The sequence below is a fragment of the Oribacterium sp. KHPX15 genome, from assembly GCF_900107835.1.
Classification (GTDB): Bacteria; Bacillota; Clostridia; order Lachnospirales; family Lachnospiraceae; genus Oribacterium.
On sequence record NZ_FNRG01000027.1, the window covers coordinates 29,901 to 56,713 of the forward strand.

20 protein-coding genes are annotated in these 26,813 nt (G+C 39.5%); 1 reads left to right on the forward strand and 19 read right to left on the reverse strand.

Annotated elements, in window-relative coordinates; genetic code table 11:
- Window positions 1–10: 10 nt before the first annotated feature.
- The 7 genes from BLV86_RS13845 to BLV86_RS13875 all read right to left on the reverse strand — a co-directional run bounded on the left by BLV86_RS13845 (window position 11) and on the right by BLV86_RS13875 (window position 8,761).
- Window positions 11–1,633, reverse strand: coding sequence for a recombinase family protein (locus BLV86_RS13845; protein WP_175456567.1), 1,623 nt, complete (start codon window positions 1,631–1,633; stop codon window positions 11–13).
- Between the two features lie 145 nt (window positions 1,634–1,778).
- On the reverse strand, window positions 1,779–2,021 hold the full coding sequence (locus tag BLV86_RS13850; protein ID WP_090818617.1) for a DUF6870 family protein: 243 nt from the start codon (window positions 2,019–2,021) through the stop codon (window positions 1,779–1,781).
- Between the two features lie 145 nt (window positions 2,022–2,166).
- On the reverse strand, window positions 2,167–3,657 hold the full coding sequence (locus BLV86_RS13855; RefSeq protein ID WP_090818620.1) for a glucosaminidase domain-containing protein: 1,491 nt from the start codon (window positions 3,655–3,657) through the stop codon (window positions 2,167–2,169).
- Window positions 3,657–4,088: a phage holin family protein gene (locus BLV86_RS13860; protein ID WP_090818672.1), complete on the reverse strand. Its 432-nt coding sequence runs from the start codon at window positions 4,086–4,088 to the stop codon at window positions 3,657–3,659. The genes BLV86_RS13855 and BLV86_RS13860 overlap by 1 nt, the downstream gene beginning before the upstream one ends.
- Window positions 4,089–4,170: 82 nt before the next feature.
- Entirely contained in the window at window positions 4,171–5,574 is a 1,404-nt protein-coding gene (locus BLV86_RS13865; protein ID WP_090818623.1) for a hypothetical protein, read from the reverse strand.
- Between the two features lie 10 nt (window positions 5,575–5,584).
- Complete coding sequence (locus tag BLV86_RS13870; protein WP_090818625.1) at window positions 5,585–7,459, reverse strand: hypothetical protein; 1,875 nt, start codon at window positions 7,457–7,459, stop codon at window positions 5,585–5,587.
- Window positions 7,460–7,723: 264 nt separating this feature from the next.
- Window positions 7,724–8,761 carry a YeiH family protein gene (locus tag BLV86_RS13875; protein ID WP_090818628.1) on the reverse strand — a complete coding sequence of 346 codons (1,038 nt, stop codon included), beginning with the start codon at window positions 8,759–8,761 and terminating at the stop codon, window positions 7,724–7,726.
- 126 nt (window positions 8,762–8,887) lie between these two features.
- On the opposite strand from BLV86_RS13875, the gene BLV86_RS13880 reads away from it, so the two are divergent.
- A complete protein-coding gene (locus BLV86_RS13880; RefSeq protein ID WP_090818630.1) occupies window positions 8,888–9,781 on the forward strand; it encodes a LysR family transcriptional regulator in 894 nt (297 codons plus the stop codon).
- Window positions 9,782–10,040: 259 nt separating this feature from the next.
- Here the strand turns inward: BLV86_RS13880 and BLV86_RS13885 are convergent, their stop codons facing one another.
- The 12 genes from BLV86_RS13885 to BLV86_RS13940 form a co-directional block, all read right to left on the reverse strand.
- Window positions 10,041–10,781: a DUF134 domain-containing protein gene (locus BLV86_RS13885; protein ID WP_090818633.1), complete on the reverse strand. Its 741-nt coding sequence runs from the start codon at window positions 10,779–10,781 to the stop codon at window positions 10,041–10,043.
- A 91-nt stretch (window positions 10,782–10,872) separates the two neighbouring features.
- Window positions 10,873–11,088: a MoaF C-terminal domain-containing protein gene (locus tag BLV86_RS18805; protein WP_442950766.1), complete on the reverse strand. Its 216-nt coding sequence runs from the start codon at window positions 11,086–11,088 to the stop codon at window positions 10,873–10,875.
- 82 nt (window positions 11,089–11,170) lie between these two features.
- Entirely contained in the window at window positions 11,171–12,388 is a 1,218-nt protein-coding gene (locus tag BLV86_RS13895; protein WP_090818639.1) for a restriction endonuclease, read from the reverse strand.
- Window positions 12,389–12,415: 27 nt separating this feature from the next.
- Window positions 12,416–12,712 (reverse strand): hypothetical protein, encoded by a 297-nt coding sequence (locus BLV86_RS13900; RefSeq protein ID WP_090818642.1) that lies wholly within the window; start codon window positions 12,710–12,712, stop codon window positions 12,416–12,418.
- Between the two features lie 117 nt (window positions 12,713–12,829).
- Window positions 12,830–14,548, reverse strand: a complete 1,719-nt coding sequence (locus tag BLV86_RS13905) for an ATP-binding domain-containing protein (protein ID WP_090818645.1) — start codon at window positions 14,546–14,548, stop codon at window positions 12,830–12,832.
- A 3-nt stretch (window positions 14,549–14,551) separates the two neighbouring features.
- Window positions 14,552–16,906, reverse strand: a complete 2,355-nt coding sequence (gene drmB / locus BLV86_RS13910; protein ID WP_090818648.1) for a DUF1998 domain-containing protein — start codon at window positions 16,904–16,906, stop codon at window positions 14,552–14,554.
- 2 nt (window positions 16,907–16,908) lie between these two features.
- Window positions 16,909–20,565, reverse strand: coding sequence for a helicase-related protein (locus BLV86_RS13915; RefSeq protein ID WP_090818651.1), 3,657 nt, complete (start codon window positions 20,563–20,565; stop codon window positions 16,909–16,911).
- A gap of 13 nt (window positions 20,566–20,578) precedes the next feature.
- Window positions 20,579–23,194, reverse strand: a complete 2,616-nt coding sequence (locus BLV86_RS13920; protein WP_090818655.1) for a DrmE family protein — start codon at window positions 23,192–23,194, stop codon at window positions 20,579–20,581.
- 20 nt (window positions 23,195–23,214) lie between these two features.
- On the reverse strand, window positions 23,215–24,327 hold the full coding sequence (locus tag BLV86_RS13925; protein ID WP_090818658.1) for an HpaII family restriction endonuclease: 1,113 nt from the start codon (window positions 24,325–24,327) through the stop codon (window positions 23,215–23,217).
- Window positions 24,327–25,337 (reverse strand): DNA cytosine methyltransferase, encoded by a 1,011-nt coding sequence (locus tag BLV86_RS13930; RefSeq protein WP_090818661.1) that lies wholly within the window; start codon window positions 25,335–25,337, stop codon window positions 24,327–24,329. Before BLV86_RS13930 ends, BLV86_RS13925 begins: the two co-directional genes overlap by 1 nt.
- Window positions 25,330–25,752 (reverse strand): very short patch repair endonuclease, encoded by a 423-nt coding sequence (locus tag BLV86_RS13935; RefSeq protein ID WP_090818664.1) that lies wholly within the window; start codon window positions 25,750–25,752, stop codon window positions 25,330–25,332. The genes BLV86_RS13930 and BLV86_RS13935 overlap by 8 nt, the downstream gene beginning before the upstream one ends.
- A gap of 63 nt (window positions 25,753–25,815) precedes the next feature.
- On the reverse strand, window positions 25,816–26,055 hold the full coding sequence (locus tag BLV86_RS13940; RefSeq protein ID WP_031548910.1) for a helix-turn-helix domain-containing protein: 240 nt from the start codon (window positions 26,053–26,055) through the stop codon (window positions 25,816–25,818).
- Window positions 26,056–26,813: the final 758 nt, after the last annotated feature.

The following is a 26,813-nucleotide window of genomic DNA, read 5'->3' on the forward strand; positions in this document are numbered from 1 at the left end:
GCCGCACCTCCTACACCGCCTGACTGCCGTAATCTTCCAGCACCTTTACAACCTTTTCCGCTTCATCAGCGTGGCGAAATACAACCTCAGCCCTGCCACCTTCAAACACATTGATCTGTCTGATCAGATCCACAACCATGCTTCTGTTCACGGAAGTAATGCTCCGGTACTTTTTGAATGTTTCCATCCATGAAAGAGAATCCCGGTTCCTGCTGACTGCCTGTTCCCTTTCATCTTCAATCGCCCGGATAGCAGCCTCCGCTTCCGCAATCTTCGCAGCATAGCTTTTCTTGAACAGGAAATATTCATCCTGCCCGATCAGGCCTTCCTGCAGGTTCTCATACAGTTTCAGTTTGAAGGACTTGTTTCTCTCAATTTCCTCCTTCAGCCTGACCACCTGCGCATCATAATTAAAAACATTGGCCTGCTTCTCCGGAAGGGAATCCACTATATCAAGCATCTTCTCCATTTCACAGACAGAATCAATCTGCTTTGACACCATCTGCAGAACCACATCCGTAAGCTTTTCTTCCGATATGGAATGCGTACTGCATCCTTTTCCGGCTTTCCTCGTGGAACAGATGAAATAGGAATATGCCTTGCCGTCGGAATTATAGGATTTTCTGACCATGTTCTGACCGCAATCAGCACATTTTACAAAGCCGGAAAGCGGATATACCACATCTTCTTCCGGAGCAATGCGGATATCTTTCGCAAGGATCATCTGCACAGAGTCAAACATATCCCTATCAATAATCACTGGAATAACTCCCTCAACCCGGATCCAATCTGCTTCATCCCTTGGCATTATCTTTTTGATCTTATAATTCGGTGTGCCGACTTTGCCCTGTACTAAAACGCCGGTATATATCTCGTTGGTCAGTATCCTTGTCACTGTCTTGGACGACCACAATGCTTTCTTGTGTACCCTGAAGTTCGTCTGAACCTTCATTCCAAGAGAAAGCTTATATTCCATCGGGCATAACACGCCCTGCATGTTCAGCTTATTTGCAATACGCCCCTGGCTCATTCCCTGTATCTTCCATTTGAAGATTGCCCGGACGATCTCTGACGCATACGTATCCACTACAAGCTTATTGTGATCTTCTTCATCCTTCAGATACCCATATGCGGCAAATGCGCCTATGAACTGTCCCTTTTTCCTCTTGATCTCCAACTGCGACCTGATCTTTACCGAAATATCTTTGCAGTATGCGTCATTGATCAGGTTCTTGAACGGAATGATCAGAGAATCCGACTGATTCCTGTCCAGACTGTCATAATTGTCATTGATTGCAATAAAACGCACACCGAGAAATGGAAATACCCTCTCGATGTAATTGCCTGCTTCTATATAGTTTCTTCCAAAACGGGAAAGGTCTTTGACCACCACGCAGTTTATCTTCCCGGAACGGATGTCTTCCATCATTTCCTGAAATGCCGGTCTGTCAAAGTTGACGCCGGAATATCCATCATCGGTTTTCTCCGAAACAGCATGGATCTCCGGATGTTTTGACAGAAAATCCCTGATAAGGGCTTTCTGGTTGATAATGCTGTCGCTCTCCAGCTTATCGCCATCATCACGCGACAGTCTTGCGTAAATGCACGCATTGTAAGAATTGATTTTACTCATATTGGCAGCTCCTTTCGACTTGATCGCTCTTGCCGAAACAGCCGCCTGTAACATGACCGCTCATCCCCAGTCACAATTTAGTTCGACCTGAGCCTATATTACCGTGCTTTTTCCAAACTTTCCATGACGTTCTGACGGATGGCGGTCATCGGTTCCTGAGATAGTGTTCCATCCTGTCCTCCAGCGTTTCATCCGTATCGGAGAAGGTAGCCTTTACAATGATGTCACCGCATTTATAGACATACGGATTCTTGATCTGCCGGATAAAACTCTTAATCCGCTCTTCCTTCGGCAGCGTCCTGTCTATATGCACATCCCTGATATCCACAAGCGTTTCCGGATCCACGGTTCTTATATCCACGGCTTTCATTTCTTCCAAAGTCATCATTTATTTGCCCGTCCTTTCTGAGGACTCTTTCCTCAAGTCACAGGCAACGAAAATGACCCGAATTTTACCCTCCAACGAAAAAAAGCCTGCGAACATCAGGATTTCTCCCAACACCCGCAGGCTCAATAACGATTCGTTATTCAGTTTACAATCGCCGACAGAAGTCAAGGCTCAGCCAGCCTATTCCGCTTTTCAGCTTCCCCCACATGGAAGCACCTGCTCCTTCTGATACCGCCACTATGGTATAAACACCCGGAGGACAGAACTGGACACGGCTGTGATTGACTCCAGGACCCGTTCGTATATTCAGATCCGAAATACTGACCTTCACCAGGAACGGCACCTTCACCTCAGGTTCTGCCGCCTTCGGCTGATACACCACCTTGCCATCCGCATCGAACACCTTGTATCCCGGATTCTGATCCGCGCACTTCTTCGCATTGTCCAGAATCTTATAGGCTCCTTTCTGGCTCTTGGCATCCGTCCAGGACTTCCTGACGCGGTACCAGCGGATCACTTCACCGCCGGTGTCCTTAGCATCATACTGAGTCAGGTTCCACTTCTCAATAATGGATATCAGTTTCTCCACATAGGTCAGGCTTGTCGCATATCCGCCGTCCTTGATTATCTGCACAGCCTTCTTATAATCCGTGCACCCCTTCAGGCCTGCATATCTCAGCTTACTGCCGTTCTTCGCTCCAAGCAGGTATGCGGAATGATCCGCAATGGAATCCTCAATACAGGGATACTTCCGGAAATCAGCCGTGATCGTGACCAAGCTGCCGTCATGATTCTGTTCCTGCGTCTTCTTCGTGTACTTGCTCTTGCCGTCCCAGCTGGATCCGCTCCAGCTATTCCCTGACAGACTGCACTTCATCCCGAAGATATTGTTGGCGTTCTGAGCCAGCTCACTCTTTCCATACCCGGATTCCAGAATGAACTGAGCCAGCGATACCGATGCCAGGATACCGCTCTTCTTCTGATCCGCAGTGAAGAGTGCACCGACCTTCTTGATCGCATCCGCCTCAGACAGGTTCTTCAGTGCAGATGCCTGAATCCCCTTTGCAGTCGAACCGCCACCGGAATCAGAGGAACCCTGCAGCGCCTTCGTTACCTTCTCAGCCAGATCTCCCATTCGTGCATACATCCAGTTTCCCGGACAGGACTTATTTGCAAACCACCTGTGAACGGTCAGGATCATCTCCCCGCTCTTTGGAGAATAGTTCAGCGTTTTATCCTTATCCCCGAACCAGATCAGCTTGTTCTTGCCGTTGCGCTTGCAGATATCGATGCAAAGCTTGATCAAAGTCTGATACACAACATCCCTGAAAGCATACGGCTCCGTGGTATCGGAAGCGCACTCTATCGTGATCGCCCTCTGGTCATTAGCATTACTGGAAGTACACCAGGAACGATTCTTCTCTTCCACATACAGAGCCACCCTACCGTCCCGGTCGATGCCGTAGTTGCTGGATGCCTGCGTAGACTGCTTCTCAAACCATTCCCCCAGGCCTTCCGCTGTACACTGGCCAACAACACAATGCGGCGTAATCCGATCAATACTGTGCGTCCTCTGCCCGGAGTGGTTCGGAGAAAGCTTCTTATAAACCACCATAGAACTGTTCGTGTAAGCCATTATTCCTCACCATCCTTCTTATCCTTTTCCTTCTCGCTCCGGTCATGCAGCTGCTCCAGCACCTTGTGAAGCTTTCCCGGAATCGGAAGTCCCAGATACGCCGCATTCTCTACAAGGCTCAGACCTTCATTGGAAATGTAGAAGAAAACGATAGCGGTTCTGAGCACACCGGCTTCTCCGAAAATGTGAGTATCCAGCAGATGTCCGATGCCTACCATCGCAAAGATCAGAACTTTCCTGCAGATCCCCTTGAAGCCCACAGCGCTCGACAGCTTCTTATCCGCCACTGCACACATGACCCCTGTGATGTAATCCAGTACCACAAAAGCCAGAAGTGCATAGAGCAGGCCGTCATTTCCGCCCAGGAAATAGCCAAGCCAGCCACCTACCGCCGCAAAGATTGCCTGAATCACATTCCAAAACTCTTTCATCGCAAATCCCTCCTTCGCATAAAAATAGGCGGCTCCCATTCCGGGATAACCGCCTTAACAACACTGTTCATTTATCCAACCCTTACGTCACCGTCTGCTCCGTCAACGTATAAGTGATCTTCATCGTCTTATCCGCATTCTTCACCACCGCCTGACTCAGATTGCAGATGGTAGCCAGATACGGAGTCAGGATCCATGTGTACCTGTACTGGTTCAGATAAGCGCCGCCCCAGGCAAATACATATTCCTTATACCGGAAGAACGGTGTGGAAACATTCCCACAGCGCTCCCCGGCAAATGTAGCGATCACGTTATCATTCACATCAATCTCAAAATCATAAGCTACAATAATGTCATTGATGATGGACATGCAGCAATCACAGCTTCCTGTCTCACCTATGCACTTCATGGTCGATGTGAATCCCAGGCTGATCAGCGTCACATCCGTACTGTTGGAGATATTGATCTTGTAAACGCCGGTCTTGTCATAAGTCGGCACATACAGATATCCGTTTCTCACAACCGCGCTTCTGTTCCCGGAGGGATAACTCGATCCTTCCTTGAAGCTTCCCATCGTCATCAGCGTTGCATTGGAAAGCGTCCACTGACCTTCTGTAAATGTATAATCGCTCTTCCTGATCTTTATCCAGAGAACCGTTGCACTTCTGGATGAATTGCCCTGATTGGCAAATCCATACCAGTACCCATCGCCGCCATCCATGAAAATTCCATACGGAGTATAGCTTCCGTAGAAATGGAAAGTACTGCACTGGAGAACCGTCGTATCCTCCAAAGTCAGCGTAGAATCATCCAGCTTCTCATTCAGGCCGATATCAAATACCGGGATCCGGTACCGCTTAATCGTTACGGTATTGCTCGCATATCCCAGGGAATAAAGCTTCGCATTCTCAAAATCCACAGTCACCGTCCTGAACAGATCGTTGATGAATCCATCCCCGTCATCCAGGCTGACCTTCTTGATTTGAAGCAGCGTGGTATCCACCGCTACTTCGGATCCGTAGGCATTCGCCCCACCATGCTTGGAAGTAAGTCCAACCGCTGCAATCGTGCCGTTTCCCTGCGAAGGTGTGAACTCCCAGACAAACTTGAATCCATCCGACAGCTTCATGCTCTCTGTCAGATTCATGCTGCCCCTTTTCGTGTTCGCCGTGGCATTGACATCATTACTGGCATAAGCCACCGGCAGATTCGTTGACGGCAAATAAAGGTTATCTGCTTGCTCCGTAATGGAACTTGGAAAAAGAAGGATGCCGCCGATCATATTCGGACAGATCGGAAGCAACTCCTGATTCCATGTCAAGGAATCATCATATTGTCCGCCGGCTTTATACATGACACCCATCGGATTTACTCCCAGAATGTCATTGACGGCATTGGTGACCATATTGGTCTCCGATACCGTCTCAATCGTTCCTGTATTCTGGTCTTCCAGCTCAATAACCAGATTTCCTGTATATCTCTTCATCGCAACCTCCTTAAGTGTTACTTCCCGGCACATCCACCGGCATAGCGAATCCACCCACGCTTGTTCGTCCTGACTTCACATCCGAATAGAACCGCTTCACAGTCTCCTTGATTTCCCAGACATCACTCTCGGTAAATGCCTTCACCTGCAGCCTGTCAGTCTGAGAACCATTGCCGATCCGGAACAGATCCACATACTCTTCAATATCGATCCTACCGTCCCATGCCGCCGAAGCGCCCATGCTCTGACCGGAAATAGAAGCAATGCACATCCCGGTATCCACCGCAGCCGTGCCGCCCTCGCAGCGCATGTAGACATTGAAGATATTCGTGTAGTTTGGCACCACATCCTCAATCGGATAATACAAAAGGATCGTATGCCTTCCGGAGTGCCAGTTCTCCTGCGGATAATGCACCGGGATCATCTGATTATTGAACTCAAAGGAAAAGATCACATCCGCGTGACCATCCTCCGTCCAGCTCATCGGAAGGGATACCGTTATCGTCTGTTCTTCCGTATTTCCGATCACTTCCGGATTATCAGGATCCAGCGGCTCCGGCTCATCCACCGCAACCGACGGGATCACCACATCCCCGGAAGCCGTTGCACTCTTCGTCACTTGCGGAGCCGTCACATCCACAATTACCTGCCCGAAAAACTGAGCGTGATTCGCTTCCGTTGTAGCAAACTCGATGGAAATGATCTTCGTATCCACATCCCTGACCGTAAAAGCCGAAGCGTTGGTGAAAGTATGGATTCCGATCTTCCCTGCCTCGATCTGAGCCAAAAGCCCGGAAATATTCTTATCATTCTTGCTCTTCGCCTGGGACAGCTTCGGATTCTTTCCCACGCACTTGATACTCTGCCTGCCGCCAATCTTGATGCTGTTCGATGTAATGCAGGCATACTTCGTCGCATCCGCTTGTCCGCCGGTAAAGGAAAGGATATCTCCCACATCCAGAGCCGGATTCCCAATCGTGTCAGAATCAAACGGAACATAATTTACTACAGCCAGATCATTCAGAATGTTAGTGCAGAGCTGCCGCCTGGTCTCTTCAAGACCAAACTGCAAAAGCGGATTCACGCCCAGATTCATCGTCAGTCCGTCATCCGGATCCAATGCGTAATACTCCGCAATCTGCGTTCTTAGGTTCGTTGACGAAACCGCCGTGTATCTCGTAATGAAATCCGAAAAGCTGGAAGTGAACCGATGCTTCCGTTCCACCACAAGCACCGGCTGATTGCCGTACTTCCTAAGTTCCAATTCCCCGGCACGATTGATCACAAAGAACCCGCCCAGCACCTGACCGACATAGAACAGGATATCCCTGTAGGTCTCTATGTCATTGTCAGAATAAATGGAAAGATTCTCTGACCCATTCGGCATCGCCTCGATCGTTGCCCTGCTCTGAGCCAGATCCACATCACAGGCCGTTGAACACAGCACCATGAAATCATAGGCGTTGCCGATGGATTCCAGAGAAGTGAATGCCTTCTCGAATCGCACCATATAGTCATACGCCTTGATCTCCAGGCACTTCGCTTTTCTGTTCGCTTCCGATACTTCAAATATCCCCATCGGGATCGTCTCATAAGAGCCGCCCGCCACCTGCAGGTGATAGAACAGTTCCACCATGGCATCTTCCAGCGTGTACCTGTTGATTTCGGAGAAAAGCGAAATCCCCATCTCAGCGGCATACACCGTTCCAAGCTCGATCTCCGTGCTTCCGCAGCACTGGCTTGTGATATACCCGCTTCCCTTGACCATATCTTCCTGGTCGAAGTTGTAAACCGTCCCGGCAGTCGTCGTGATCTTACCGGTCCAGTAGTATTTTCTGTTGTTCGCCTTCACCGCATTCAAGAAGGCCTGGCTTACCGGATACAAATGACCACCTCCCTCCGGACATGAAAAGAGAGCCGATTTCTCGACCCTCTCTAAAACTTTACATATTTATATTCAGATATAACCTACTTCACTTTTATTCTATAATCATTTGATCTGTACTTTGATTTCACACCATGCTTCTGCTAAAACTGCCTCATTGTCCTTACCGTCTATCGCTTCATATACGGCGGTTTCTAAGGATATAATCGATTCCTATTTTTGAATGAGATCTGTCTATATTTGTCAACATCTATTTTAAATCGTTTACCATATCCCCATTACATGTTGCATCACAAGGCTTACAACTGTTATTCCTATCCAACAGCAACCACCAAGCAGTATCGGTTTTCCGCCGGATTTAATGAGCCTGATTATATTGCTGTTCAGGCCTATAGCAGCCATGGCCATTATGATAAAGAACTTACTAAGTTCCTTAAGGGGATTAAAAGCATTCGAAGGGACTCCCAATCCCAGGCATAGTGTTGTGATTATGGAAGCAAGAACAAAGAACACTATGAACATCGGAAATGCTCTCCTAAAGCTGAAACCATTGGTACTGCTTCCATCCTTTTTCGCTTCCCTTGCCCGCAGATACGCTAGTACCAGCGTAATAGGAATAATTGCTAATGTCCTGGTAAGCTTCACTGTAACAGCCTTGTCCAAAGTCTGACTACCCAGGTTCCACATGCTGTCCCAGGTTGATGCAGCCGCAGTTACTGAAGATGTGTCATTTACCGCAGTTCCTGCAAACATGCCAAATGCTTCACCTGTTGTGATATCAAAACCTATAAGTTTCCCAATTGATGGGAAAAGGAGTGCTGCCAGCACGTTAAAGAAAAATATTACGGAAATTGCCTGCGCCACTTCATCATCATCCGCATCAATGACCGGCGCTGTAGCTGCTATCGCTGAGCCACCGCATATTGATGAGCCAACTCCGATAAGGGTCGCCGTATTCTTCTTTATATCCATAACTTTATGAAAAATCCATGCAACGATAAGTGATGTTGATATTGTGCAGATAATTATTGGAAGAGACTGCTTTCCGGTCTGAAGAACAACCGACAGATTCATCCCAAATCCCAATAACACAACCGCAGCCTGCAGAATCATCTTTGATGTAAACTTTATTCCATCTGCCGCCTTTCCCTTATCATTCCAGAATAAAGCTATTATCATACCCAAAATGATTGCAATTACCGCTCCGCCAACGACAGGGAATCTCTTTCCCATTAGCCATGAAGGAAGCGCAATAATGAAGCATACCATTATTCCCATATAATTCTTTTTCAAAAAATCCATCTCAAGACCTCTCTTACTTTCTACTCTGTTCTTTCGCAGGTCTTATTCTATTCTATCTCTTGAAAAAATAAAATTATATATTATTATATATCCATAAATATTTCTTATCGTTATGGAGAACCGATTATGCTGGATTTCAGAATAGATACCTTTCTATGTGTTTGCAGGCACCTCAATTTCACCAAGGCGGCTAAAGAGCTGAATATTACTCAGCCCGCTGTTTCTCAGCATATACATTACCTTGAAAATGAATATGGGACAAAGCTGTTTACCCAGGATGGGAAAAAGCTTTTACTAACTGACAACGGAAAACTTCTGTATCAAAAAATGAATCAGATAAAAAATGATGATGAAAGCCTCAAAGAAAGGCTTTCACAGAACAATCGCGGGTTAAAAGACATCTCTTTTGGTGTCACCATGACCATAGGAGAATACATAATTGCTGATCCGATCGGCGATTACATAAACAAACACCCGGATATTAATCTTAAGATTACCTTTGGCAACACATCGGAGCTTTTGAAAAAGCTCTCGGAGGGTGTTATAGATTTTGCACTTGTAGAAGGGTATTTCCCTGAAAACGATTATGAAACCCTGCTTTTTAGCAGGGAAGAGTTTGTCCCTATCTGCTCAACAAAGCACTCTTTCACTCAGAAGCCGCGCGTGATAAAAGATCTCTTTTCCGAGCGAATCCTTATAAGAGAACCTGGTTCAGGAACGCGCAATATATTAGAAAGAGCTCTTGCCCTGAACAATTACTCCACAAGTGATTTTAGCCATTTTATCCAGGTGGAGAACATGCATGCCATAATAAGTCTTATTGAAAAAGACTGTGGCATCACCTTTTTATATAAAGCAGCGGTTGCATCAGGACTTCAGTCCGGATATCTGAAAACAATCCCCCTTGAAGACTTTAGGGTAAAACATGATTTTACCTTCATCTGGCCCAAAGATACTGTTTTCAGTGAAGAGATCCGTGCAATATGTGAGGAAATACAACCTATTACTCATTCTGCATGAAGTTCATGTTCTTTTTCATAAAGCTTGTTATCCTGCCGTCTCATGAAAAGCATCCGGGGCAGAAAAAAAGAATCAAGCTACTTCCTACAAAAATCTGAATCGGATATGTGGTTCTCTTTGCTTTGTATTTTATCTTCCTTTAGGCATATTCACCTCGCAATTTGAAAACCATTTTCAATTTTAGTGATATACTTAAAAAGTCAATATGAAAATCATTTTCATATTGACTCAAATCTATCAAAATATTAAGTATGCTTTTTTAAGCGTGACACGAATGATTTCCACCGCATTCATGATTTCCTGCATCTCCACATTTGTGATCGTTACCATGATGATGATCGCATGTCGCATTTCCAACCTTTTGAAGACTTCCATCAAGTAACTTCTTGACAGCATCATCTGCACTACCAATGTTACCAGCATATAACTCAATTCCTGCTTCATTAAGGGCCATCTGTGCTCCTCCACCGATACCACCGCAGATAAGCACATCTACAGCTCCTTGTGCAAGTACACCAACCAATGCCCCATGCCCCTGACCATTTGTATTTACAACATTCTCATTCGTTACTAATCCATTTTCTACATCATAGATTTTAAACTGCTCTGTATGCCCAAAGTGCTGAAAAATTTCTCCATTGTCATATGTTACTGCTATTCTCATTACATCATTTCCTTTCTCGTGCATTTTTAAATTTTCTAACCCAGTCTCAACTCGATACATGCCACCTTGAAACATTATTCTTTTCCCATTAATTATTCCATCTGCGATTTTTTTTCTGGCAGAATCATAAATTGCAGTCACTGTTGTTCTTGCAACCAACAACTGTTTTGCAGCATCTTCCTGATTTAATCCCAAATAATCAATAAGTCGGATTACCTCGTATTCATCCAATGTCAAAAAGACCGTATCTGTTACAGCAAAATCTGAATCATTAGGTGAAAAGATCCAGTAATCTGGGAATCTCTGTATTCTTCTGCATTTTGGTGGTCTTGGCATGCGATCTCCTTTTTTGACATATGTCAGTTATCTATGTGTAATAGAATAGCGCTATTGGTGACATATGTCAACAATAGCGCTTTAATATTATTTATACTTCTGTAGCATATGATCCAACTTGAAAATTTGTTACTTTTCCATGATCGTAGGATTCATATCCGGCGATTTTTCCAAAAGACCTCATGACTTCCGGTGAAAGATCTTCGATAACTGTTCCAATTGTTGGAACTACCTTTTCAAGCCACACATTGGTACCGTGTTCTGTGAACAAATTCTTACGACTGTAATTTTTTTCGAAAAGGTACACGGTACCAATGCACTACGTTAAAAAATAATTCTTAGTACCAGTTCAGAAAAACTAGGGAATAAAACCAGCTATGCCATTTTTTCTATTCTTTGCAGTTTTCATCAAGCCATCTATCTATATTTTGTGGCGTAACATTTGCCTTCTGTCGAAGAACTTCAACTATATCCTTTCCTGTAAAGAACATGATCGGATGCCCGTCCTCTTTTATTTCTTCATACGCTTGCTGTCCAATATATGCAGATGTCATCATTACACCAAATTGTCTGTTTTTAATTCGAGAAATCAAACGCGATGTTTCCTTTACACCTACGGATTTATTCCCACATGGATTGTAACACTTTGCTTCCATGGCACACTCGACCACAACAGAATTCGTTGGTGCAGAAATCTTATATTTCATAACTGCGTCTCTTCCACCATCGCGTGTCGGACGAGTAAGAGATATGTCTTCATAATTTGGATCTGTCATGAAAAGCAGTCTTTTACACAGCCTCTCAAACCCTGTAGGATCGTCCTTTCCAAATCTTTTATGAATTGCTTTCAAGATTTTCATTCCATCATCATCTGGTAATTGTGCCTCTTTTCCAGGCCAATGGATATCCATAGGTGCCTCGAGCGCTTTTATTCCATTTAACCCCTTCTTTTGAAAAGTTTTCCACGCTTTCGGTGCATATTTGTCGCTATTCTCAGGATCTGTCATTAATGTTTCTAGCCATTCTCGATGTATTATTTCATCTTCAATATCTAATATTGTAAATTTTGCAACATAGTTAGGGAAGCGAACACCATCTTTGTTTGTCCGCCATACTGTACTAAAAAAAACATCTTCATGAACATCTTTTACTCCTGGCACTGCCAATCCTAGAAATCTTACATCTCTTTCTATACCCGTATTCTGAAAAACCAAAACAGGCGGTATGTTTTTTAATTTAGCTCCACCTTCTGATAAATTATCAAACATCTGATGTAGTAGCTTGTTTCCACCTATATCTGTCTTTTCGACTTCATTTCCACCTTTTCTATTATCGCCATAGTAGGTGAGAATTCCTGTTTCAACATTAAAATCATCAGGCCAAGAAGGCTCAAATCCACATAAATGTAATCCAATATACGGTATACTTCCATCAGCACGATGAGGGATCCTAAACCCCCCAGTATTTCTACAATTATGCAGCATTACAGTCAACACATCATCCGCATATCCTCCTTTACGTGGTCTGGGACTGCAAAATATTGCATCAACGTAAAGATCGCTTTTAACAATCTCTTCATACACAATTCTTTTCACATCAACGTTCATAAATGAATTTCTGCTCCTACTTAAATCTTATTTGCAAAACCATGTACAAAATCTATAATAATTATTAAAACCTGCTGAATACATCTGATGACCACGTTTATTCAAAGAAATAAAATCTTGATCACTATCTAAAATAGTCTTAATATCGTCAAGCCTTCTTAAATCACAAACCTCAAATAGAGTTTCATTAATTATTTTGTACTGAGACAAATTGTTAGAAATATAAATAATTGCATCTAAATAATGTTTTATAGACGATTCTTTTAATTTCCTAACTTCACGTAAATAATTGCAATAGTTTTCTTTAACACATTCAACTTGCATATCTCTACCTCATATAAAAATTAAATAACGTTCATATGATCAGTTAAGTAATATTAATTAATAAATTCTTATTGATTAATACTGACAATTATTAATTACATTCCTGTTTGTAGTTAATTATTGTACTTCATTGGATTCAATACTTGGAAGAGCGTTAAGTGCATAAGCCAACTCTCTCATCGGTTTCTTGATTTTTTTGCTATATTTTATTTTTTCATTGAGAACCCTTGTACAGGCATTGTCATTCATTAATGTTACTATTTCTAACCTTACTCTTGCCCTTGATGCTCCTACATAATATCTAAGAACATTTTCTTCATCGAATGTAGTCTCATCAACATCAACCATTACTATAGCGTCAGCTTCAAGTCCCTTGAACTTTCTACATGTTGTAAACAATTTCTTTTTATATTTTCCTTCGGTTGCTCTTGATGCTAGAATACTATCAGTCTCAGTATTACAGGTTAGAATTACAACATCACTGATTCCTTCAGTTTTTAAGTCTTCAATTAACTTAGATACACAATTCTGGGCACCTTCTTCATTATCACAAAAATGAATTGTTGCCGGAACTCCTTTTATAGCACCTTCATACAATTTAGGCGTTCTTTCGGTTATAGGTTTTAATGATGTTAATGCTATGTTTTCTGTATTTCTGCAGTTTTTATATAGAGTTAGTTTACAATCGGCATCTGCAATATAGCTAGGTATTGCATTTGCTTGTATAAGCTGTAACTTATCGTAAAAAACATAAAATGTTCCATCCACTTCATCATTATCAACAACTGTATCGTGTATAGCTTGTAATAAATCTGATTCTTCTATTTCATCCTTTCCAAAATCTTGACCTTCATCAACAATTACATGCTTGTAGGGGAAGGATCCTGTAAGATACATATCAACTATTTTGTCACTTGCCTGTTTATAATCCGCTTTTGAAGTTTTGCAAATCTTGCAGGCAAATCCGTCTATTGTCATGAAATCTATATTGTTATTTGAATACTTCTCTTCAAGATGTTCTCGTAAATAAGCATTAAAACAAAGGAACAATACCTTATCGCCCTGATTTGCATGCCTCGTTGCTTTTTCTACGGCTATCATTGTTTTACCCGTGCCTGCAGCACCGTTTATTACAGCACTTTTTTGTTCAACAAGATAGTTCAACAGTACTTTTTGCTCTTCGAGTAATCTGTTAAATGTAATATTTTTTAAGTCTACATCGAAACTAGAAGATGGGAAAATATCAAACTCAGGACATATTATTTCTCGAATCAGTCGCTTAGTATCATTTTCACTAAGATTTGTTTGAATGTTGTTCTCTAATTCTATTTTAAAAATAGAATCTATGTATTTTTTCGGATCTTCTAAAGCTTCCATTGTCATGGTAATGTGTCTATCAAATTCGGGCGGAAATCTGTTTGAAGATAGCTCTTTTTCTGAAATCGACGGAAACCAAACTGCGTGTAACAGTTTACATCTATATTGTAAATCTTTAAGTGGACTATTCTGTATCCGTGTTAATAAATCCCATTTATTTTGAGATGCTTGATTGTATGGCCCACCATGCTTCATAACTTTATCTGATGCGTATTTCCAGCATCCACCTTGATATTTAACATGTCCGGCTTTAGCTTCCACGCAGATGATTCCAAAACTCGGATTGAAAATAACAAAATCAGCCTCTCCTTCATGCAATACATTATCCTCTACAAAAACATTCTTAAAAGAATGTATTACATAATAATCTATAGGCAAATTACGTAAAGCATTAAACATTTCGCCTTCAAGACTTAATGGATCGTAGTCTCTCGGCGCTTCAGGAATCATAATGGCCATATACTAATTCTCCTTTAACATACTTTTTATGGTTTTCCATGTTACAGCTTCATCACCGGCATAAATACATTTCCAGTCTCCATCCTTTGCCGAAATATACTCATCTTCGTTTTCACACAAAAAGAACATAACTTTAGATTCTGTCCAAATCAGATCTACTCCTAGATTTTTCTTGTCAGATATACAGAAAGTGGCTCCACTACGTGGTTTTTCGGATTTTTCGAATTCTTTTCCATTTTCAATTAAGCACTTTAATAGTGCCTTTTCATTAGTGTTATCAGCAAATTGTATAAGATTCTTCCAAATGCTTTCATAAGTGGATCCCGATAAATCCATACCATAATCAGTAATAATACAGATGGGTGTTTTTTCTTTTATTATATTTTTATGTAATTTTGTGGGCGCTTTCCATTTATCTTTGGTTCCAACATATGAAGAATAAAAACCAATTTCGGGATTTTCAAAAGTGCCTATCACTGAACCACGATCTAAGAAAACATTAAACTCTTCACAACTCGTTTCGGGAACAAGAGTACATGAATAACAAGCTGAAAGATTTAACGAATCTCTGCCCTGTCCCTGGCTCAAACTGCAAACCGGGTCATTTGAGCAAGTCACGGCAGCTTCTATGGCTTTTCTGAATATTCCAGGGAATACATCAGGTCTTCCTTGTCTTACAAGGCCACCCATTGTTCCCTCCGAATCACCGCTTGCTGTATAAATGAATACTCCTGACATATTTCTACCCTGTGAAGGCTCACAACAATAGATTCTTTCCTTTAAAGAAGCTATACTATATCCACATTCGAAACTAAGTTGTTTCATCAATAGATGTGATAATGTGTGCAAAAGCAAAAACTTTGCAGTTATCTCTCTATCTTTTAATGATCCATAATATGATTTCCTATAATTATCATTAAGCAGCTTTACTCTATTAAATAGTTTTTCGTTATTATTTCGCCACTCGTTGATTGCATCTTCATCAAATTCAATAAATATGCCCTCACCTCGTACTTCGTAGCCCGGATACCATCTGGTATCATCTTCTTTAATATTCACAGCAGAAATTTTACTGTTATCAGCAATGATATCGCTGTCAACAGGCTCTAATCTGGAAAAGCCCACCAGTGCTTGCACTTCTCGAACTTTATGAATAAGGCTAATATTCCTTACAAAAGGAATATCATAGTCATCTATATCGGTGCCCTCTCTGATAAATTCGCCGCCTTTGTCTTCTATTACGACTTCACCATTTAATGCCGAGTATTCCTCTGCTCTGTATTTAATACTTGTTGTTGTGTATTCAGGATCACTTCCGCCACTCCATTTTCGTTCAAGGATTGTTTTTATCTGATCCTCTTTTTTGCCAATTTCCATAGAGATCTTTTTGGAAAATTCAGATATTTTTTCCTTGATTACACCTTCTTTTATCTCTTGTGTAACCGGTATCGGTAATGAAGACAATGTTTTTAATGAATCTGTAATAGCCTTTCTTAAATCAGAAAAAGCAATACTATTCTGAACCTGTCCCGTCAATATACTGGAATATGGTGGAATAACCAATGAACTCACAGATATTGGAAAATATACTGAAGAACTACCTCTCTGTAATACATGTGGATATTCAATGCATAATTCTCTTTGATTTTTCCATGGGTGACGTCCTGTGCAAGTAAAGTTATACTCAGATCCTGTGAGTTTATCTAAATTTTGGAGTGCTCCTTTATCAAATGCTCCTCTTAAAGTCGTTCTGCAATTACAGCTTGTGCATGATACGGTTAAACCTTCGAGTCCTTCTGTAGACGATGCACTTGTTGTGAATTTTAATTCCGGATGATCACATATTTTTTTAGAACCAAATGAATTTTTTGCATGTACCCATTTCACCCAAGGAAAATCATCTATATGTCCATGGGGACAAGCAACGACTATACGTGCAACTACTAAATCTTGAAAGCAAGTAGGACATCTTAATCGCTTTACCATATAAGGATCATTTTCCCTTGTTTTTTTCATTTTTGGAGAATTCGTAAACTCGTTAATCCATTGTTTAAGAGGCTTAAATCTTCTGCATTTTGGGCAAAAATACCATTCAGGAAATCTTACATATGAAACTCCGTTCTGATACCTGCCCTCATCACCACTGCCGGGCATGCCAAAAAAATCAACTTTTAGAACTTTTTCTAATCGCTCATCGTGAATTTCTATAACACTGCTCTCCCATGTTTCAGGCGCAGCTGTCATCAATGTTTGTTCCGGGAAATCCACCATGGCTCCTACTCCATATTGAAGGACTGCTTGTGATGCTCTGACAGAATGAGTGACCTTATTTAGTTTTATTTTTTCCTTAATCTTCATCTTTAGTCCTCTTCCCAAATAACAACGCTGCTTCCTGATGAAATGTCTACATTACGCATGGATGTCATCGTATCAAATGCAGGATCAAAACGATTTGTATTATATACTTTCATTAATCGCCCGTCCTCCTTATCCGGTGGCATAACTAAATATTTTTCTCCATAATAAAAATGATCAGAATCATATCCATTCATCATAGATTCCCACTGCTCCAGTAACAAAGATATTTCTTCTCTAATATCATTGTCTTCTGTGGCCATATCAGGATTTATTCTGTTGGTGATACTATTACTCCTTGAAACAATATATTCTGTTACATCAGATATCTCTTTAGAATATTTTTCTCTGGAAAACTCTGAAACTCCCTTTTCATCGGAAAGCTCAATATTCAATTGTCTCAACAATGATATAACGACAGCATGCAATGCTCTTTCTCTTGCAGGTTTAGAAAATGGGGTAACACCCGTCGGTTCAACATGTTTGTAAAATGATTCATGATAGCTTTTAAACTGCTCATAATGAGATCTATCACGGCTCTTAGACCCGTCGTACATGGTAAAGGCAACTCCCGGGAATTCTCTTCCAACTCGGCTTGATGCCTGAATATATTCACTTGTCAGCTTGGGCTGTCCAACGAGCAACATTACGTTTAATCTGGCTACATCTATCCCGACTGAAATCATATTGGTTGCAAGCAGGACATTTGATGGCCATCGCTTATTTTCAATATTCTCTTTACTGTAGGCAAGTTTTTCAAGCTTATCAAGTGTTTGATTAAGCTGTGTAGTTGAGACTCTGCTGGTCAATTCATCGGCACTTGTTATCATTCTTGCATCTTTAGCTGTACCGATTCTATAGGCCATCCTTTTTATAAAATCCTTAATATCGTCATCAACGAGAGTTGAGCATTTACCCAGATCTTTAAGACTGTTAAAATAAACAGTTAAGGTCCAATATTTATCTTTGACTTCATCGCTGAGATTCATCGAGTTTATTTTTTGTAGCATAGCAGAAATTGCCCTGATTTCCATCATTGCTTTTGTTTTACCGGAAGGCATTAATCCAACATATTTTCTGCCAAAAATATCTTTCGAATAATTCACAATAGACTCTCTTGCAAAGAATGAATCTTCTGCATCTATCCCGGGGTGAGGAAATTGATTAATATTTCTATCATAGAGAGAAGCACATTGCTCTACCGCTCTTCTTATTGTTGCAGTTGAAGCTATTATTTTTGTGCTGACACCTTTACTCTTACATAGTGCATCTATTGCAGCTTCATATAGTCCAACCATTGTGCCAAGTGGGCCTGATATTAAATGCAACTCATCCTGTATAATCAATTCCGGTGATCTATTATATGAACCTATACCAAAAAACGAACCTATTCTTGGATTCCATGGAAGCATCGCAAACTTGTCCACGGTACCAAACAACAACGTCGGAGGATTATTATACAATTCTTCATCAACAACCTGAATCGGCAAACTACCTGCAGAGTTAAAGAAACAGCTTTCTTGCGGGCAATATAATTCAAGATGTCTGTTATTCTTCATCCTGTATCCAAAGACGCCTATTTTCTTGTGATTAACAATATCCTGTACAAGCTTTGTGCCACACCAAGGGCATTTTAAAACTTGAAACTTATTGAAACGATCTTTTTTGTGCTCTAATTCTTCGGTTGATGCCTTTAACAGTTCATTTAAATTAGATTTTGCTTGATCATCTTTATTCGGTGTATGATCACCACCAATCCAAAGACCTATGGTTATTCTATCTTCTCCTAAAGGATATCTGCCATACTGTGGTTTACGTGAAGTTGCGTCAACTCTTATATATTCACAGGCACAAATTAAAGTTGATGCTCTTGTAAACTGTTGAGCAGCGAGCAAACGCAGAGTATATCTCATGATAACTGTAGTTCCTGATGAAACTTCCAGATTAGATAATCTGCGATAAAAGATAGTAAATGCGGTAAGACCAAGGTATGCTTCAGTTTTTCCACCGCCGGTTGGAAACCAAATCAAATCTACCAAATCTCTGTCATCACAAGAATCATTAACTATAGATTCTATACTCATAAGCAAAAAGGCAATCTGAAATGGTCTCCACGAATATTTATCCTCAAATTTCTCATCAACCTTGGTATAATCTATTTCATCTAGTAAGGCTGATAATTCTTCATCATCAGGATACCTGTTGATATTTGAAGTTACTGATTGTAGTTTAAGGTGTGCACGTTGCATAAACATGGCTCTGTTTGCAAGCTGAAATGCTTGCCATGACTTCTTGTTATTTCTTAAAATGTCTATGCCTTTCCTCATTCGCTTCGCAGAGGATCTACAGCCTTCTATATTTTTTAAAGCAACAGCTTTATACTTTGGATCCAATCCTTTAGTTTTCTCGTACAATTCACTTATCCACTCTTCATAGGCATCAATGATTTTTTCTTCTGCTGCCAGTTTTTCTTCTTGATCAACTGTGTTCAGATCAGATAAATACTTCATTGAGAAAGCTTCATCAGGAACTTGAATTTTACTCACCAACTTAAAATCCATTGATGGGACTTCCACTTGTGGAAAAAAATCATTTGAAATCCAGCCTTTTCCTTCTTCATCTATCTTCCAAGCCATGGATGTCCCCAAACCTGTTCCATATACTCTTTTATTTCTGTATTGCATTAATAATGATTTTTCTTCATCATCCAATGTTTCAAAATCCTGATACCCGTTATATTCAACAAAAATGAAAGCATTATTATCTGTTGAAACAGCAATTGATGGCTGATAAATGCACAAATCCGGCTTAGCCCTTCTAATATCATCATTAACAAGCATTATTGTATAGGAATAAACATCTTCTGAAACTTGTCGTCTGAGTGAAGTTATTTTCAGCTTGGTATCAGCAAGATCTTTATTTTGATCGATATATTCTTTATCGCCATATTCCAGTTGCACTTCTATTTCATGGGGCACTCTGACATATCCCTTTGATAACTGATCCGCAAGCTTATACATACAGCTTATTATTCCATGTTCATCGCCGCCAAGAAGGTCTCTCTCTTCAAGTTCGCGTACCTTTTTTCTGGTCATTCCACCTGTTGTAAGCCTTAATGTTTTTTCGTCTGTGTCTATATAAACTGAAGATTTGAACAAATCCGGAAGTTCATACGTTTCAATACCTTCAAAATTTATTGGGATACGGCAATCGCTTGAAAGAGCCTTTTTATATGTTGCGAATTTTACAATACAATTAATTTTATCCACATGTCCTTTTGCAAAGAATGTAATTCCCATTGATGATGGCATATTTTGTGTTGCCAAACCAACTTCTTCATCAAGGTTCTCTTCATCAGAAGGAGAAACAGATTCTTTGTGTGAAACAAAGTTTTCCGAATTATTAACTTCAATTTCAGTATTTTCAATTTCATCTGCATTATCGTCTCTCTCCTCAATACGAGAAGAGTCGTTATTATCTGCATTCATTTTGTTTTCTTTGGTATATAAAATACCAATAGAATATCTGGTATTTGGCGAATCGGAAATTAATTCATGTTCTTCATCAGGTAAAGAAATCTCTGACCCGGGACCCAGCAATTCTTTTTTTACTAACTCTATATATTCTTCACGAGCTGCTATTAATTTGCTTTTCTCAATCATTTTCTTTTACCCTCTATAAATTAATAGGCCTATTTGAAACATTTAGTGGCAATACCGTTTCTATGGGGGTTATTCGATCAATTTGCAATACTTCCGCCAATGAATTGATTTTTTCATAAACCTCTGAAAACTCACTATTCTCAGATGTGATAGCTCCACTGAATTTATTAATTATTGCTCGACCTATTTCTCCAAGAATTCGTCTTCGTATACTTCTTACTTCCCTACAAGCTTCAAAATATAATTCAGGATTGTTTTGAAGTTCGGAATTCCCCGTTAATTTGCCTATTGCCTTAAATGATTCAATATTTCTGGGACCAACAATATGCGCATCCTCATCTAACCATCGTATAATAGTGGCCTCTTGTACCGGTACATTTATATTAAGCATTTCTTCGACTACCTTCATAGGCGTTAAATTGTTATCCTGCATGTAATCAATTAAACTGTGTTGCCACTCTTTTGATTTGTCATAAGCATCAAGGAGTCTTTGTCCGATCTTGCCGTCTAAAATCATTTGTTTTAACATTGAATCTACAATATCTTTTGTTTCATTATTGTTTTTAGTAAAAATAATACTGTCGCCCTCGCTAAGATCTGTAACACCCACTTCTTTAACCGTGCCATTATCAGAGTCAAGAACATATGCTCTATAATGCTTACTGAAAAAAGCTTTACTATCATCAGTAAACGTTGCCACTGCGATGATTTCGGCAGTAACATTCACTCTTCCTCCTTGTGAGAATGAATTCAGCCTCACTGAATCTACAAAAGTGTCCAACTGAGAAATATATCCTTCAATCTCATTTTCCTCATCTAAGAGATTATTTATCTGACTTTCTTCAACTTCTTCACTTTCAACATAATTCTTCAGACGAATTGTGGATTTTCTATCCCATTTTTTTGAATTATTAGAAGCTCTATTCTTTTTGAACCTAAAAGCCTTTTCTTCGGGTTTATACAATAAAGACACAATTTTCTTTGATGCATTGCAACTAAAGGCATTGAATCTTTTACCTTCATAATCACCCAAAACAATAACGACATCATAAAGGCGCGTATTATCAAAGCGCCCGGGAGTCATAAAAAAAACTCCTCTGGAATATCCCGGAACATACCCAGGCTTTTCTTTTATAACCGTTGCATAATAAGCTTTTGGAACAACAATAGCTATAAACTGATCTGTATGATTTTTTATGTAATTCCTTAACTCTTTCTCTTTTGGAGTAGAATCTGTCATGTATAATGAAATATTTTTAAGAATGTCTATCACACAATAGGCTTCCTTACGAAGTGACTCACCTAATTCATCCGCCATCTGCTCCAACCTTAGTATCTTTTCATCAACCGGCTCAACAGATACCAGTCCGTTATAAGCACATTTATTCAAATCATTAATCGAAAATGGTGCCGTTATCAATAAATTGAAGAGAGAATGAGCCTGTATAATAAAATTTTCCTTATTTTCAGATTCATACTGGTTCCTTTTTAGCTTTAAGAGAGTTTTTTTAAATGTTCGGAATGTATCACTATCAAGACCTTCATTATCAAGTATTATTATCTCATTTTCCTTTTTCTTGATTGTTTCAATCTGACGTTTTAGTTCTTTAGTTAATTCATTTGGTTCAATGATTTCCATGGAGTCATTTTCTGCAAGAAATCCTTTTGTACAAGCAAATACCTCTATTTCTTCGATTTCTTCAAGTAGATGTCCTATATAATCGGAATCAACATTTGAACAAATATATACATACTGTAATGACTTTCTGTTCACCAATTCATGAAGCTCAGATTCGCCTTTATTTATTATTTCTTGCCCCATGATGATAAGACCGATATGACTATTTCCATTTCTTGATAGAATAAGATTTCTTGCTACAGAGACCTTTGCACAGACTTTAAGCACAGGTTCATTTTTTCCTGTGTTTCCTCCAAATGAATACTCATCATCTTCTGTAAAGTATGACGCAGTAACCAAATCTAATAATTTGGCTTCTTTTCCATCAAATCTGATAGTAATTCCTTTTATTAGCCTGTCTGCCTCATCTCTTGGCATAACCAAAACTGTGGATGTATCAATCAAACTAGGAATATCCTTAGACTGTACACCCAAAACTTCTATAAAGAATTCTTCTCTTTGCTTTCCCTTATTTCTTATGCCTCTTCCATCTAACCGTTTTGCTTTACCGTTATATGGTTCAATTAATCTCCATGAATTTTCTGCAACGTATTTAGAACCACCGTCATCCTGGCTCAATTTAATATATCGTGCCCCCCTATACACCTTTCCGATTACACTACCATCAACATAGCCATTAAATATATAACGTTGTTTTTTCTTTTCTCCGTAAAGTACGATATCCCCCGTATTAATAGATTCCAAAATATCTACAGTGTTTGTTTGATTAAACATTAAATTTGTAATGGCTGCGTATGTAATAATAAGTGCATCGAAGCATAAGGAGCCGGAATGCAAAACAACACCAACATTATGTTTCTTTTTTTCTATAGTCTGAGATAAAAACTCTGCAAATGAACGCATCAATACTTCTTTGGAAATAACATTCCCGTCAACTAATATTTCACATTTATCCATTACATTGCGCATAGCTTCAGAAACTGTGTTCATTCCGATCTCCTTGATTATTATTACCTGATACGAATTTGAAAATTCATTTTAAAATAGAATTCGTCACCTTGTTTATACACTTCTCCATATGCTCCATGACCCTGGTCTGTCGAAGGAAAATCCAAATAACAATGTGTATACAAAAAATTCTTAAATGCCTCAGATTCAAGAGCATAGTTTGCAACAACTTCGCCGGTTTTTTTAATTGTTATATATCCTCCTTTGACGGTACTCTTTCCATCCCAGATGGTACTTGCAGTCATCCCGCAATACGCCGAATATAAAAACATTTTTATCATATATGGGTACTTAGTCTCGGGAAGAGTAATATTACATGGATTTTCAATTATGATTTTTTTCATCACAGATACGATATCTGTTTCTGCCTGTCGTTCCATAAAATGATTCCAAAGTATGCGTTGAATCACAATCGGAAGATTTGGGTTAATCAAATCAAGATTTTCCTTAAATGCTTCGCATTTTGCTTTTGATGCAAGTTCATATCCAACATATTCTAACTTGCATCCATGCTCACGGATTGAATTGCACCGTTCTGATACAGCAGCGTGACCTTTACCGTCAACTAACGAATTAATTTCTTTCATCAGTACATCATTCATTCCACTAATTTTAAATTTAGCAGCTGATGCCTTTGCTGTGTTGAAAAGCGTTGGATTCTCACCGAATTCACATTTTATAGAAAATCCAATATTTTCTCTGACTATTGAACTACGAGGATCTCTTGTATCAAGAAAAATATCGCTTTTTTCAACACTTTTTGCTTTCATGTGTTGAATTTCTGCTTTTTGAAGAAAATCCACAACCTCATCAGATACATTAAACGATCTACCGGTTGAATTAATAATGTCATTCTTCAATAAATCCGCTATATGTTTGAATTTATCGGCTTGAATACTAGCTACAGGAACATTATTAATTTCTATATCAATATCATGGTCTATTCCGTTACAGTGATATGTGACAATACGGTCATTTGTTTCTTGACGAACAATTTTCAAAACATCCATCCATTCATTGGGATTTGGATCACCGTTTTCGTTTGCAATAAACAATTTCTTATATCCTAGTAGTCTTAAAGCAGCATAAGGCTCGCCCCATTCACCTCTATTCATTATTTTCCCTCCAAGACTTTTAATACTTCTTTTGCAATGGATTCAATAACATTAACAGTGACACTGTTTCCGAACTGTTTATAAAGATGTGTATCTGCCAATTCCAGCTTGAAATCTTCAGGAAAACCCTGCAATCTTGCCCACTCTCTTGGTGTCATCTTTCTAATTCCTTCTTTGTTAATTTCTCCTTTAATGTGAGTAGTCGGTGTCATAGAATGCTCACGCTCATCAACAATAAGATTTCTTTCACGTCCCATTCCACCACATACAATTGTTCCTGCTATTCCGTCCAGATCTCTAACTTCATATCCAAAACCGTGCCCAGCTGCTTCATGGCGTGCTCTATGTTTTCTAAGAGTATCCAAATATACATCACTCAAATAATATTTAGATGGCACTGGGGCCGGATCAATGATATCTCTTATGGTAGTTTTTTCTCCTTCGCCAACAGGAAATACAAATCCCTCAGGGCATTTTTCTTTAAGTAAATCATTCCTTATGCATACCAAATAGATTCTTTCTCTGTTTTGAGGAACTCCAAAATCTTTACTGTTGAGAATCTTGTCATATACCGTATACCCAATTTGCTCAAATGCTCCCTTTATTACTTTGAAGGTTCTACCTTTATCATGAATTGTTAATCCCTTTACATTCTCACAAAAAATAATTTTTGGCTTATGATATTCACATATTCTTACAACATCTTGAAATAGTGTTCCTCGACATTTTCCTTTATAGTCATCATCAAAGCCCATGTGTTTCCCAGCCATAGAAAATGCCTGGCATGGAAATCCCGCCAAACAAATATCGAATGAGGGAATATCCTTTTCATCTATTTGTGTAATATCACCGGCTATTTCAAAATCATCCTTGTAGTTCGCTTTATAAGTCTTCTGAGCAAATTCATCCCATTCACTTACAAATACTGTTTTTATGTCATCTCCGAAAGCATTATCAAATCCCTTACGGATACCTCCGATTCCTGCAAATAAATCTATTGATTTATACATGTTTTCTCTCCTTTATCGCCGCTTCTATTTTATCTGCGCATATCTGAGTATTATTCTTTATCTCTTTACCCCAAAACCTTAGCACTAACCATCCGTCATTTTCTAAATATTCATTAACTTCCCTATCCCTCTTCATATTTCTTTCAATCTTAGGTATCCAGAATTCCCTGTTAGATTTAAAATCATTTTTTCTGTTTTCCCAATCATAGCCATGCCAGAATTCGCTATCACAGAATACTGCTATTTTTAGCCCAATAAATGTTATATCCGGATTCCCAAATATCTTTCTAACGTTCTTTCTATAACGTATTCCTCTTGACCAAAGTTCTTTTCTGAGCAATAGCTCAATTTGTGAATCTTTATTTTTTACTTGCTTCATATTAAAGCTAATTTGTTCAGGCGTTTTTTTGCTCATTTGATTCCTTTTTATAGACCACATTGATCATTTTAGATATATAGCAAAATGGTAATCTGTTTTTTATCTTTCATCGAAGTTATCTTTCGAAGGTGACTCAATGGATTTTTCAAAGCTAATAATGTCTCCAATATCACAGTTCATGTAAACACATATCTTTTGCAATACTTCCAGTGAGACCTTCTCTCCTTTTCCCATTTTCGCCATAGTCGCAGAACTAATATTAAGTTCTTCTGCTAAATCCTTCTTGAACATTTTCTTATCGATTAACATTTTCCATAAGCCATTATAAGAGACTGCCATAATAATACCTTTCCATATAAAATATTAGCCACCAGTCTCATTATATCATTATATGATCAAAATGTTATGCATATCTTTAGATACCTAAATATTAACTTTTGTACAACAAAATAATAGTATAATTATCAGATAAGGTTGGCTATTTGGTTGGCTATTTGGAGTTGGTTCTCGTGGTTATACCGAATTTTGAGTTATACCGAACACTTATAAAATCCTCTGTATTAATAAGGAATTCCCATGGTCTTTTTGGTATAACTTTTTACTTGGTTAGAAACAAATTTTGATTCTCTGTCCAATTTTCATTTCACATTTCGGTATAACTTTTATTCCTGCAGATCACATCATAGTGTAGGCTTTATCCAAGATATTGAAATCTCAGCACCATATCTTGATAAAAATTAATCGAAAAATTATACCGAAAACAGTTCTGGCACTTGATGTAACGCGTCGAATTAATCTTCTCACCTACCGCAGGTTTGCCGCAGATTAATTTCGGCTCCTCCTAAATATTGTCTATCTTAACGTGCTGTTTTATACCGCACGTTTTTTTCTGTGCTTATTGACCATTCTCCAACGTTACTCTATATTCATAAAGTTGCATAAAAATAAGGAAGAACAGCCCCTACCACAGTTCGTTCTTCCTCATCTACATTTAAGAGCTGCATACAGGTCCGGTGCAGGGTCTATGCCCTAATTATGGTTTCCTGTTTATAAGCAGTCATCTTAAGTACCCCAGCTCTTAACACTGAGTACGTTGT

Bases quoted from the DNA above. Each gene is read 5' to 3' on its own strand.
- BLV86_RS13845 (WP_175456567.1), bottom strand. From the start codon at position 1,633: ATGAGTAAAATCAATTCTTACAATGCGTGCATTTACGCAAGACTGTCG.
- BLV86_RS13850 (WP_090818617.1), bottom strand. From the start codon at position 2,021: ATGATGACTTTGGAAGAAATGAAAGCCGTGGATATAAGAACCGTGGAT.
- BLV86_RS13855 (WP_090818620.1), bottom strand. From the start codon at position 3,657: ATGGCTTACACGAACAGTTCTATGGTGGTTTATAAGAAGCTTTCTCCG.
- BLV86_RS13860 (WP_090818672.1), bottom strand. From the start codon at position 4,088: ATGAAAGAGTTTTGGAATGTGATTCAGGCAATCTTTGCGGCGGTAGGT.
- BLV86_RS13865 (WP_090818623.1), bottom strand. From the start codon at position 5,574: ATGAAGAGATATACAGGAAATCTGGTTATTGAGCTGGAAGACCAGAAT.
- BLV86_RS13875 (WP_090818628.1), bottom strand. From the start codon at position 8,761: ATGGATTTTTTGAAAAAGAATTATATGGGAATAATGGTATGCTTCATT.
- BLV86_RS13880 (WP_090818630.1), top strand. From the start codon at position 8,888: ATGCTGGATTTCAGAATAGATACCTTTCTATGTGTTTGCAGGCACCTC.
- BLV86_RS13885 (WP_090818633.1), bottom strand. From the start codon at position 10,781: ATGCCAAGACCACCAAAATGCAGAAGAATACAGAGATTCCCAGATTAC.
- BLV86_RS13895 (WP_090818639.1), bottom strand. From the start codon at position 12,388: ATGAACGTTGATGTGAAAAGAATTGTGTATGAAGAGATTGTTAAAAGC.
- BLV86_RS13900 (WP_090818642.1), bottom strand. From the start codon at position 12,712: ATGCAAGTTGAATGTGTTAAAGAAAACTATTGCAATTATTTACGTGAA.
- BLV86_RS13905 (WP_090818645.1), bottom strand. From the start codon at position 14,548: ATGGCCATTATGATTCCTGAAGCGCCGAGAGACTACGATCCATTAAGT.
- drmB (WP_090818648.1), bottom strand. From the start codon at position 16,906: ATGAAGATTAAGGAAAAAATAAAACTAAATAAGGTCACTCATTCTGTC.
- BLV86_RS13915 (WP_090818651.1), bottom strand. From the start codon at position 20,565: ATGATTGAGAAAAGCAAATTAATAGCAGCTCGTGAAGAATATATAGAG.
- BLV86_RS13920 (WP_090818655.1), bottom strand. From the start codon at position 23,194: ATGAACACAGTTTCTGAAGCTATGCGCAATGTAATGGATAAATGTGAA.
- BLV86_RS13925 (WP_090818658.1), bottom strand. From the start codon at position 24,327: ATGAATAGAGGTGAATGGGGCGAGCCTTATGCTGCTTTAAGACTACTA.
- BLV86_RS13930 (WP_090818661.1), bottom strand. From the start codon at position 25,337: ATGTATAAATCAATAGATTTATTTGCAGGAATCGGAGGTATCCGTAAG.
- BLV86_RS13935 (WP_090818664.1), bottom strand. From the start codon at position 25,752: ATGAGCAAAAAAACGCCTGAACAAATTAGCTTTAATATGAAGCAAGTA.
- BLV86_RS13940 (WP_031548910.1), bottom strand. From the start codon at position 26,055: ATGGCAGTCTCTTATAATGGCTTATGGAAAATGTTAATCGATAAGAAA.